Annotated in this window: 10 protein-coding genes; 5 read left to right on the plus strand and 5 right to left on the minus strand. The window is 55.2% G+C overall.

Features of this window, described 5'->3' with window-relative positions:
- The first annotated feature begins 4 nt into the window (after positions 1 to 4).
- On the plus strand, positions 5 to 1453 hold the full coding sequence (gene dnaA / locus RA157_RS07260) for a chromosomal replication initiator protein DnaA (protein ID WP_350335803.1): 1449 nt from the start codon (positions 5 to 7) through the stop codon (positions 1451 to 1453).
- Positions 1454 to 1550: 97 nt separating this feature from the next.
- Here the strand turns inward: dnaA and RA157_RS07265 are convergent, their stop codons facing one another.
- Positions 1551 to 2537, minus strand: coding sequence for a 2-hydroxyacid dehydrogenase (locus RA157_RS07265; protein ID WP_350335804.1), 987 nt, complete (start codon positions 2535 to 2537; stop codon positions 1551 to 1553).
- 248 nt (positions 2538 to 2785) lie between these two features.
- On the opposite strand from RA157_RS07265, the gene RA157_RS07270 reads away from it, so the two are divergent.
- Complete coding sequence (locus RA157_RS07270; RefSeq protein ID WP_350335805.1) at positions 2786 to 3316, plus strand: SH3 domain-containing protein; 531 nt, start codon at positions 2786 to 2788, stop codon at positions 3314 to 3316.
- Positions 3317 to 3486: 170 nt separating this feature from the next.
- Here RA157_RS07270 and irrA read toward each other — a convergent pair whose 3' ends face one another.
- Positions 3487 to 3936, minus strand: coding sequence for an iron response transcriptional regulator IrrA (gene irrA / locus RA157_RS07275; protein ID WP_350335806.1), 450 nt, complete (start codon positions 3934 to 3936; stop codon positions 3487 to 3489).
- A 309-nt stretch (positions 3937 to 4245) separates the two neighbouring features.
- On the opposite strand from irrA, the gene fabA reads away from it, so the two are divergent.
- From fabA to fabI, 3 genes are all read left to right on the plus strand, one after another.
- Positions 4246 to 4752: a 3-hydroxyacyl-[acyl-carrier-protein] dehydratase FabA gene (gene fabA / locus RA157_RS07280; protein ID WP_350335807.1), complete on the plus strand. Its 507-nt coding sequence runs from the start codon at positions 4246 to 4248 to the stop codon at positions 4750 to 4752.
- A gap of 146 nt (positions 4753 to 4898) precedes the next feature.
- Positions 4899 to 6119, plus strand: a complete 1221-nt coding sequence (gene fabB / locus RA157_RS07285; RefSeq protein ID WP_350335808.1) for a beta-ketoacyl-ACP synthase I — start codon at positions 4899 to 4901, stop codon at positions 6117 to 6119.
- Between the two features lie 16 nt (positions 6120 to 6135).
- Entirely contained in the window at positions 6136 to 6954 is an 819-nt protein-coding gene (fabI, locus tag RA157_RS07290; RefSeq protein ID WP_350335809.1) for an enoyl-ACP reductase FabI, read from the plus strand.
- Between the two features lie 31 nt (positions 6955 to 6985).
- Here fabI and RA157_RS07295 read toward each other — a convergent pair whose 3' ends face one another.
- The 3 genes from RA157_RS07295 to RA157_RS07305 form a co-directional block, all read right to left on the minus strand.
- Positions 6986 to 8164, minus strand: coding sequence for a BaiN/RdsA family NAD(P)/FAD-dependent oxidoreductase (locus tag RA157_RS07295; RefSeq protein WP_350335810.1), 1179 nt, complete (start codon positions 8162 to 8164; stop codon positions 6986 to 6988).
- 91 nt (positions 8165 to 8255) lie between these two features.
- Entirely contained in the window at positions 8256 to 10112 is a 1857-nt protein-coding gene (gene ilvD / locus RA157_RS07300; protein ID WP_350335811.1) for a dihydroxy-acid dehydratase, read from the minus strand.
- 158 nt (positions 10113 to 10270) lie between these two features.
- The gene (locus tag RA157_RS07305) at positions 10271 to 11059 is read right to left on the minus strand and encodes a TerC family protein (RefSeq protein ID WP_350335812.1); all 789 of its coding nucleotides are present in this window, start codon (positions 11057 to 11059) and stop codon (positions 10271 to 10273) included.
- Between the last annotated feature and the right edge of the window lie 56 nt (positions 11060 to 11115).

The raw sequence follows: 11115 nt of genomic DNA on the forward strand, positions 1-11115 counted from the left end.
GGGTATGACATTAGAACAGACCGGTGAAGATCACTGGAAGCGCGTAAAACAGAAGCTGCGCCGTGAGCTGGGAGAAGATGTCTTCTCCAGCTGGTTTGCCAGCGTTGATCTGGAAGAGCGCTCCAATGGGACTGTTCATCTGTCTGTTCCGACCCGGTTCCTGAAATCCTGGATTCAGTCTCACTATCGTGAGCGTCTGATGTCCGTCTGGCAGGGCGAGTGCGAGGATGTTCAGCAGATCGAACTGACCGTTCGTGGTGCAATCAGGCAACGTCCGACCCGCCTGCAGCGCCCCGGCGCGCCAAAATCGATCCCGGTTCGTCAGGCGCAGGTGCCGACAGCAGGTGTTGAGGCATCTGCTGGAACGACATCCTTCAAGGGAACGACAGAGTCTGAAGATCTGCTCGGTGGTTCACCGCTCGATGCGCGCCTGACCTTTGACAGCTTTGTCATCGGTGGCTGCAACACTCTGGCCCATGCGGCTGCAAAACAGGTTGCTGAAGCGCCCAAAGGTGCTCCGGCTACATTCAATCCGCTTTATCTTCATGCCTCTGTTGGCCTGGGTAAAACCCACCTTCTGCAGGCCATAGCCTGGCATGCCCGTGAGCGGACCCCTGAGCGTCGCGTCCTGTATCTGACGGCTGAACGCTTCATGTACCGGTTTGTGGCCGCGTTGAAAAACCAGAGTGCTATCGCATTCAAGGATGCCCTGCGCGATATTGATCTGCTTTTGATCGACGATCTGCAGTTCCTGCAGGGTAAATCCATCCAGCAGGAGTTCTGCCATACGCTGAATTCCCTGATCGACGGAGCCCGCCAGGTGGTTGTGGCATCAGATCGCCCACCGGTAGAGCTTGAATCGCTTGATGAGCGGGTGCGCTCTCGTCTGGCCGGGGGTCTGGTTGCCGAGATTGCTGATCTCGACAGCGAAATGCGTCGTGCCATCCTGCTGAACCGCGCGCGTGCCGCCATGGGCAAACATCCGGGCCTCGATATCCCGGATCCGGTTCTCGATCATGTGGCCCGAATCGTTTCGTCCAATGGGCGCGATCTGGATGGTGCCTTTAATCGCCTGATGGCGCATAACCAGCTGACTGGTGCGCCAATCACACTGGATATGGTGGATACGGCTCTCCGTGATCTGTTGCGGAACAAGGAGCCGAAGCGCGTTCGTATTGAAGATATTCAGCGGATTGTCTCAAAGCACTTCAATGTGTCCCGGGCCGATCTCCTGTCGTCCAGAAGAACCCGGGTGATTGTCCGCCCGCGCCAGATCGCCATGTATCTCGCCAAAATTCTGACGCCGCGCTCGCTTCCTGAGATCGGACGTCGCTTTGGCGGCCGCGATCACACGACGGTTCTGCATGCGGTGCGGAAGATTGAGGATCTGATCAAGACGGATCAGGCCCTCCATCAGGAAATCGAAAGTCTGCGTCGTGAGGCAGAGGAATAGATCCTGTATTTTCAGATATAACAGAAAGGCCGCGTTCCTGAGGAACGCGGCCTTTTTTGCTGTTTAAACCTTAAAAGCAAACTGTAATATCAGTGACTTACAGCATGGAGGGCAGAACGCGGTCTGGCGGACGGTGTCCATCCATAAAGGTCTTGATGTTGATGATGACCTTCTCACCCATATCAATCCGGCCTTCAATTGTTGCAGAGCTCATATGAGGCAGCAGGACCACGCGGTTTGACTTGAGCAGTTTGGGATTGACGGCAGGCTCCTGCTCGAACACATCGAGGCCGGCGCCTGCAATATCACCCGCATCCAGCAGGCGCGCGAGCGCATTTTCGTCGATCACCTCGCCACGGGCGGTGTTGACGATATAGGCGTCCCGACGCAGAAGCTTCAACCGCCGTGCAGACAGAAGATGGAAGGTGCCTGGCGTATGAGGGCAGTGGATGGAAATAACATCCATACGGGCCAGCATCTGATCGAGGCTTTCCCAGTAAGTGGCCTCAAGCTCTTCCTCAATGTGAGACGCAACGCGGCGGCGATTATGATAGTGAATCTGCATGCCAAACGCTTTCGCGCGACGTGCCACGGCCTGCCCGATGCGGCCAAGCCCGATGATGCCAAGACGCTTGCCGAAAATACGATGACCCAGCATATAGGTGGGTGACCAGCCGGCCCACTCACCGTTTTTCATCACCTGGATGCCTTCGGAAATCCGTCTTGGGACCGCAAGCATCAAGGCCATGGTCATGTCGGCTGTATCCTCAGCCAGCACGCCCGGTGTATTGGTGACGGTGATGCCACGATTGTTGGCGCTGTCCACGTCGATATTGTCGACACCATTGCCGAAATTGGCGATCAGTTTGAGATTTTCGCCCGCCTGCGACAGAAGTGCTGAATCAATCCGGTCAGTTACAGTCGGGACAAGAACATCAGCGGTTTTGACGGCTTCGACCAGTTCGGCCTGCGTCATATTGCGGTCGTCTTCGTTGAGCCGTGTCTCGAACAGTTCCCGCATACGGGTTTCAATGGTGTCCGGGAGCTTCCGAGTGACAAAAACGATTGGTTTCTTTATTGGCATCGCGAGGTTCCGACAAAGCTGTTGACCGGGCATTAACCGAAAACAGGACATGCTGCCCGAGGGGTACAAATAATCCGGTTGTTGATCTGTAGCAGATGAGTAGCCAAACACAAAGTTAGAGATGGGCTTATAGGGCGAATTAACAGGGTTGAGCTGCCAGGGCAGGCTGTGTAAGGAAAGCGGTCCTTTTCCTTGTCTGTATCAGTTCAGCGTTGGAAGCGCCGCAAGCTGTTGTTTGGGTTATGTTGATGGTTCGTTCCTTATATCAGGCGTCGCTTGGTGTTTTTGTCCTGCTTGCAGGGCTTTTTCTCGCTGATCATACATATGCGCAGCAGACCAAGGTCGGCCCGAGCGGATTGCCTCTGCCGCGTTATGTGAGCATCAAGTCGGGGGCGGCCAATGTGCGGATCGGGCCAAGCCGGGATCATCAGGTCTCCTGGGTTTTCACGCGTCCGGGATGGCCGGTTGAAGTTATCCAGGAGTTCGACAACTGGCGCAGAATTCGCGATGCTGATGGTGCTGAAGGCTGGGTTTTCCATAGTCTTCTGAGTGGAGCGCGGACAGCGCTTGTTGTGCCATGGGAGAAGGACACATATCAGGAAGCCCTGCGCAGTGATGCAAAGGACGATGCGTCCATTGTGGCCTGGATGGAGCCCAAGGTTCTGGTCCATATTTCAGAATGCACAGGAAAATGGTGCTACATTTCCGTCCAGACATATGATGGCTGGATCAGGCAGGATCGTCTCTGGGGTGTCTACCAGGATGAACAGGTCAACTGATAGGCGCTGATGCTAAAACACCAGACCTTTAAACTTGTTTTTGCGCGAGCTTTTATCTGAAAAACCTATCAACGTTTCACAAGCACGCTGTCGAAAGTGACCCAAACACAAAAGGCATGTCACTGCGTAACATGCCTTTCGGGAATTCATAAGTCAGGAAAACGGCCGGATTACTGCTTTTCGCGCAGCCGTACCACAACATCCACACGGGCAATCTCCATACCCTCTGGTGGCTCCGGCAGTTTGCCGATGGCAACGCCATTGGTCGGGATATCGACCACCTGGTTCTCACCCTCGATGAAGTAGTGATGGTGATCGCTCAGATTGGTGTCGAAATATGTTTTTGACCCGTCAACCGCGACTTCGCGAAGCAGCCCGGCTTCTGTGAACTGATGCAGGGTGTTGTATACTGTCGCAAGAGACACCGGAACCCGCTGGTCGATGGCTTCCTCATGCAGACTCTCGGCCGAGACGTGGCGATCGCCCTTGGAAAACAAGAGGGAGGCAAGCGCCAGCCGCTGGCGTGTCGGGCGCAAACCGACAGATGTCAGCCGTGAACGGATATCCTGATCGTCATGACCAGGGTTATGGCGATGAACGTGGCTACCACTAAACATCATATCTCCTGACGCTGATAGAAAAAGTCAGCGACTTAAACCAGAATTTGACAGTCATATTAGTGGAATTGCAAATCATTCGCAATACACATTATCCCGGATGGTTGCGAAAGAATCCAATTCCAGCATGACCCATTGTAAACAAGCCCCGTCCACCTGATTGTGTGGTGTTTCGACGCATATTTCCTGAATAAATGTGACGATCATATTACAAACGCCTCTTTCGAACAGCTTGTTACGTGTGTTAGAGAAGGGCAAAGAACAGGACTGCGCGGGGGGTCCCCGGCAAAGACCAGAGGGGTCATGAATTATATGGCAGATCGCCAATCCAGCTACTCTTATGAAGAGCTCCTGACTTGCGGGCGCGGTGAACTTTTCGGTGCGGGTAATGCCCAGCTTCCAGCGCCGCCCATGCTGATGTTTGATCGCATTACCTCTATTGCGGAAGATGGTGGTGAATACGGCAAGGGTCATGTTCGTGCTGAGCTTGATGTCCGTGAAGATCTCTGGTTCTTCGGCTGTCATTTCATTGGTGACCCGGTCATGCCGGGCTGTCTGGGACTGGATGCGCTCTGGCAGATGACGGGCTTTCACCTTGGCTGGCTCGGAGAGCCGGGCCGTGGCCGCGCGCTCTCTGTTGGTGAGATCAAGTTCACCGGCCAGGTTCTGCCAACGGTCAAGAAGGTCGAGTATGGGGTCGACTTCAAAAGAGTGATGCGTTCGAAGCTGGTTCTCGGCATTGCTGACGGCTTTGTGAAGGCCGATGATGAAGTCATCTATCGGGCCAAAGACCTGCGGGTTGGCCTGTTTCAGACTTAAACAGCTGGATTAAGAACTGAAAATGGGTCGCGGGACTGTCTGTTCGGCGACCCTTTCGCTATCATGGCTTTAAGAAGATTCTGATTCCCGCCATATTATTCTGAGAAGACGGGATCAGGTTCACGTGCGAAACCGGAAGGTGTCATATGAAAAGGGTCGTCGTGACAGGTATGGGTATCGTATCCTCCATCGGGGATAACGCCCAGGAAGTGCTGGCAAGTCTGCGTGAAGCAAAGTCCGGCATATCACATGCCGAAGAATATGCTGAGCTGGGCTTCAGGTGTCAGGTACACGGCAAGCCTTCTCTGGATCCCGCCGAAACTCTGGATCGCCGCACCACCCGGTTTATGGGCACGGGTGCCGCCTGGAACTATATCGCTATGGAACAGGCCATTCAGGATGCGGGCCTGGAAGAGACAGACGTCTCGAATGAGCGGACCGGTATCATCATGGGCTCAGGTGGTCCATCCACCAAGGCTATCGTGGATGCGGCTGACATCACCCGGAACAAGGGCGGCCCCAAGCGCATTGGCCCGACAGCTGTGCCGAAGGCCATGTCGTCCACCAATTCCGCAACGCTGGCGACACCGTTCCACATCAAGGGCGTCAACTATTCCATCTCGTCTGCCTGTGCCACGTCGAACCACTGTATCGGCAATGCCTATGAGACCATTCAGCTCGGCAAGCAGGACATCATCTTCGCCGGTGGTGGTGAAGAGCTGGACTGGACACTGTCCAACCTGTTCGATGCCATGGGCGCCATGTCGTCGAAATACAATGACAGCGCATCCCGTGCATCCCGCGCTTATGACAAAAACCGCGATGGTTTTGTGATTGCCGGCGGCGCCGGTGTTCTGGTTCTGGAAGAACTCGAGCATGCCAAGGCGCGCGGTGCCAAGATTTATGCCGAAGTGGTCGGCTATGGTGCTACATCTGATGGCCATGACATGGTTGCCCCAAGTGGCGAGGGTGCGGTTCGCTGCATGAAGATGGCCCTTAAGGGTGTTGAAGGTCCGATTGACTATATCAATCCGCATGCCACCTCCACACCGGTTGGTGACCAGAAGGAAATCGAGGCAATTCGTGAAGTCTTCGGCGATGCCATTCCGCCGATTTCTGCCACCAAGTCGCTCACCGGGCACTCCCTTGGCGCAACAGGTGTTCAGGAAGCCATATATTCCCTGCTGATGATGCAGAACGGCTTTATCTGTGAATCCGCTCATATTGACGAAATCGACCCGGATTTTGCCGATATCCCCATCGTCACCGAACGTCAGGATAATGTGACGCTGAATACGGTTCTGTCCAACTCCTTCGGATTTGGTGGCACCAATGCAACGCTGGTCTTCCAGCGCTATCAGAGCTAGGCGGGGGCAAGGCAACATGACTGGATTGATGCAGGGCAAGCGCGGCCTGATTATGGGCGTGGCCAATGATCATTCTATTGCCTGGGGTATTGCCAAGGCACTGGCCGATCAGGGGGCGGAGCTGGCCTTTACCTATCAGGGTGAAGCCTTTGGCAAACGGGTCAAACCTCTTGCTGAATCTGTTGGCTCTGACCTTCTGCTGCCGTGTGATGTGGAAGATACGGAAACAGTTGATGCGGTTTTTGATGCGCTGAAAGCGCGTTGGGACAGTATCGATTTTCTGGTCCACGCCGTGGCCTTTTCCGACAAGCGGGAACTGAAGGGCAAATATGCCGACACCACGCGAGACAATTTCACCCGTACCATGGTGATTTCCTGTTTCTCGTTTACAGAAATTGCCAAGCGGGCAGCCGAGATGATGCCGAATGGTGGCTCTCTGGTGACGCTGACCTATGGCGGTTCCACCCGGGTGATGCCGAACTATAATGTCATGGGTGTTGCCAAGGCGGCTCTTGAATCATCTGTCCGCTATCTGGCGATGGATTATGGCGATCAGGGCATTCGGGTGAACGCGATTTCCGCTGGCCCTATCCGGACGCTGGCCGGTGCCGGTATTGGTGATGCCCGGCAGATGTTCAATTATCAGAAGCGTAATTCGCCGCTGGCGCGTACAGTGTCCATTGAGGAAGTTGGCGGGGCCGGGCTCTATCTCATGTCCGATCTCTCAAGCGGTGTAACCGGTGAAGTGCACTTTGTCGATTCCGGTTACAACATCGTTTCCATGCCGCGTCTTGGTGAGTTGAAAGACCAGGACAAGCTGCAGGAAGGCGCTTGACCGAACCAGAGTCTCAGGGCGCGTCGGCTGGTTAAACCGCGCGCCCTGCAGCAACACCGCTGGACCAGGCCCACTGGAAATTATATCCGCCCAGATGGCCGGTCACATCCACCACTTCGCCGATAAAATAAAGCCCCTCAACCGTGCGGCATTCCATGGTTTTGGAGGAGAGGCTGTTGGTATCGACACCACCCAGTGTCACTTCAGCCGTGCGATAACCTTCTGAACCATTGGGCTTCATATCCCAGCGGTGCACTCGATCAGCTATGGCGTCGATGGTTCTGGTTGCCAGTTCGGCCATCTTCCGATTGACACCCATTTCGTCAATGATGGCATGAGCCAGACGTTTCGGCAGCACCGTGGACAGCGCCGTGGAGGCCTGCTGTTTGCCGCTGTCTTTCTTCATTCGGTTCAGGTCATCCGCCACCTTTTGGCCTGGCAGCAGGTTGATGCGGACATTGTCGCCCTCTCGCCAGTAGGATGAAATCTGCAGAATGGAAGGTCCGCTCAGGCCGCGATGGGTAAACAGCAGGGCTTCTTCAAAGGCCGTCTTTCCGTGAGACACAACAGCCTCTACAGACAGGCCGGACAGCTCTTTGAGGCGGGCCTTGTCATTGTCTGCCCAGGTGAGCGGAACCAGCGCCGGACGCGGTTCGACAATCGGCAGATCAAATTGCTGGGCAATCTCGTAGCCAAAGCCTGTTGCACCGATTTTCGGGATAGATTTGCCGCCAGTGGCGATCACCAGAGCTTCTGATGTAAGGCTTCCCTGATCGGTCGCAAGACGAAAGCCGCTCTCGGTCTTGTCGACACCTGAGACATTCACGCCTGTGCGCAGATCAACCCCGGCCTTCTGGCATTCACCAAGCAGCATGTCGATAATCTGCTGGGCGCTGTCATCGCAGAAGAGCTGGCCGAGGGCTTTCTCGTGAAAGGCTATCCGGTGTTTCTTGACCAGCTCGACAAAATCATGCTGGGTGTAGCTCTTCAGCGCTGACTTGCAGAAATGTGGATTTTGGGAGAGGAAATTCTGCGGAGCCGTGCGCATATTGGTGAAGTTACAGCGCCCGCCGCCGGAAATCCGGATCTTCTCGCCAGGTGTCTCCGCATGATCCAGAAGCAGTACAGACCTGCCCCTGTTGCCCGCCTCAATGGCGCACATCATTCCAGCAGCTCCAGCTCCGATAATGATGACATCTGCAGTATTCATAACGCGGTCCATTCTGTTGGCGCTGGAACAGACAATCCCGGGTGATTGTCATCAACCCGGGATCGCTCAATTGAATCAAAAAGACTTGACGCTATTTCCGCTCGATCTGGGAGACGTCGCGGACAGCACCCTTTGCGGCATTCGACACCATGGCAGCATAAGCACGCAGCGCCGCTGAGACCCGACGTTCGCGCGGTTCAACCGGAGCCCATGCATCTTTGCCCTTAGCGTCCATGGCGCCGCGCCGCGCGGCCAGTTCTTCATCGGACAGACGGACATTGATACCGCGGTTAGGAATGTCAATTTCGATCATATCACCTTCCTGGAGAAGACCGATATTACCGCCCTCGGCTGCTTCCGGAGACACATGGCCGATGGAAAGGCCGGAGGTGCCGCCGGAGAACCGGCCATCGGTGATCAGCGCGCAATCCTTGCCCAGTCCCATGGATTTGAGATATGAGGTCGGATAGAGCATTTCCTGCATGCCGGGGCCACCCTTCGGACCCTCATAGCGGATGATGACCACATCACCGGCAACAATATCCTTGGAGAGGACGCGTTTGACGGCTTCATCCTGGCTTTCGCAAACCCGGGCCGGGCCAGTGAAGGTCCAGATGCTTTCATCAACACCGGCGGTTTTCACCACACAGCCTTCCTGGGCAATGTTGCCGAACAGAACTGCAAGGCCGCCATCCTTGGTGAAGGCCTGCTCAACGGAGCGGATGACGCCACCGTCCCGATCCATGTCCAGTTCCTTGTAGCGGCTGGCCTGGCTGAAAGCGACTGTGGTCCGAACGCCGCCCGGTGCCGCCTTATAGAGCGTATGCACATCTTCGGAATTGGTGCGGGTGATATCCCACTGATCCAGTGCATCACCCATGGTCGCTGCATGTACGGTGGATGCATCACGATGGATAAGGCCGCCTTTATCCAGCTCCCCGAGGATCGACATGATGCCACCGGCGCGGTGAACATCTTCGATATGGACATCAGGAACAGCCGGAGCAACCTTGGACAGGCAGGGCACCTTGCGGGACAGGGCGTCCATATGCTCAAGGGTAAAGTCCACATGGGCTTCGCGAGCGATGGCCAGCAGATGCAGGATCGTATTGGTTGAGCCACCCATGGAGATATCCAGTGTCATGGCATTTTCAAATGCCTTGAACGTGGCGATGCCGCGCGGGGTGACGCTTTCATCACCTTCCTTATAATAGCGACGGGTCAGCTCAACGATCTGCCGGGCAGCCCGCAGGAACAGTTCCTTACGGTCGGCATGAGTGGCAACAACGGTGCCGTTTCCGGGAAGAGCCAGGCCGAGGGCTTCAGCCAGACAGTTCATCGAGTTGGCGGTGAACATGCCGGAGCATGAGCCGCAGGTCGGGCAGGCATTCTTTTCGAATTCCGCAACTTCCTCGTCGGTCCGATCCGGATTGGCCGCCTGAACCATGGCATCAACCAGATCAACCGCAATTTCCTTGCCATCAATGTTCACGCGCCCGGCTTCCATCGGGCCACCGGTGATGAAAATGGTCGGGATGTTCAGCCGCATGGTGGCCATCATCATGCCTGGCGTGATCTTGTCGCAGTTGGAAATGCAGACAAGGGCATCGGCACAATGGGCATTGGCCATATATTCAACGGAATCGGCAATCAGATCGCGGGATGGCAGGGAATAGAGCATGCCGTCATGGCCCATGGCGATGCCATCGTCCACGGCAATGGTGTTGAACTCCTTTGCAACGCCACCCGCAGCCTCAATCTCGCGTGCCACCATCTGGCCGAGATCTTTCAAGTGCACATGGCCGGGCACGAACTGGGTAAAGGAATTCACCACAGCAATAATCGGCTTGCCGAAATCTTCATCCTTCATGCCTGTGGCGCGCCACAGGCCGCGTGCGCCTGCCATGTTACGGCCATGGGTGGATGTGCGAGAACGGTAAGGAATCATTGCTTTCGCCTTTAAATCGATCGGGCAGGCCCAGAGGCCTGCCAAGTGCCAGATTGTGCGACTGTTTAGACCAAAACAGTCCTTTTGGAAATAGGGCAGACCTGCATCCGGTCAAGAGGTTCTCCGGGCCGGACACAGGTTTTGAAGCCCGGAAGCAATCAGGGTTTCTGGAACAGCTCCCGTTCCCGATTGAGCTTGCGCTGATATCGGCCCTGGACAATATCCACCAGCACCATCACCCCGATGACGAAATAGAAGGTCGACTTGGCCATCGGCTCAATTGCAGTGCCAAACAGCTTCAGGTGAGACAGATGTCCGCCTTCTGACAGAAGCAGAATGCCGACAATGAACAATATGAACAGGCCGAGCACCTCATACATGCGGTTTTTCTGCAGAAAATCTGACACCCGGTCCGCAAGTGCAATCATCAGGAGGCCTGAAATCAGGATAGCGGCTGCCATCACCCAGAACACATCAGTCAGGGCGATGGCCGACAGGATGGAATCGAAGGAGAACACCAGATTCATCGCGACAATCCAGAAAATCGCCATCGTGACGGACTTGCCACCAGCTTCCGTATCCTGCTCCAGATCATCCAGAGACAGCATATGGGCAATTTCCTTGGTGGCCGTATACATGATGAAAACACCACCGATCAGCACGATCAGACTGTGAATGGTCAGCGAGCCTTCAATCACGCCCGGCCAATTGAAATGGGTGAACGGATCCTGGAAATATTGAATGGCCGAGGTGATGACAAACAGCAGTACAATACGCAACAGAATGGCCAGTCCAATCCCGACCCGGCGCACATAGGCCTGCCGATGCGGTGCCACTCTCTTTGACTCAAGAGAAATATAGAGAAGGTTGTCGAACCCGAGAACCGCCTGCAACAGGATCAGCATCATCAGGGTGAACAGGTTATCGAGCGTCAGAAGCTCAGCCATCACGCATATCCCCACCAGAATTTCCACTGACAGTGGTTATGGCGTCAAAGGGAGAC

This window comes from Coralliovum pocilloporae (assembly GCF_030845175.1).
Lineage (GTDB): Bacteria > Pseudomonadota > Alphaproteobacteria > Rhizobiales > Cohaesibacteraceae > Coralliovum > Coralliovum pocilloporae.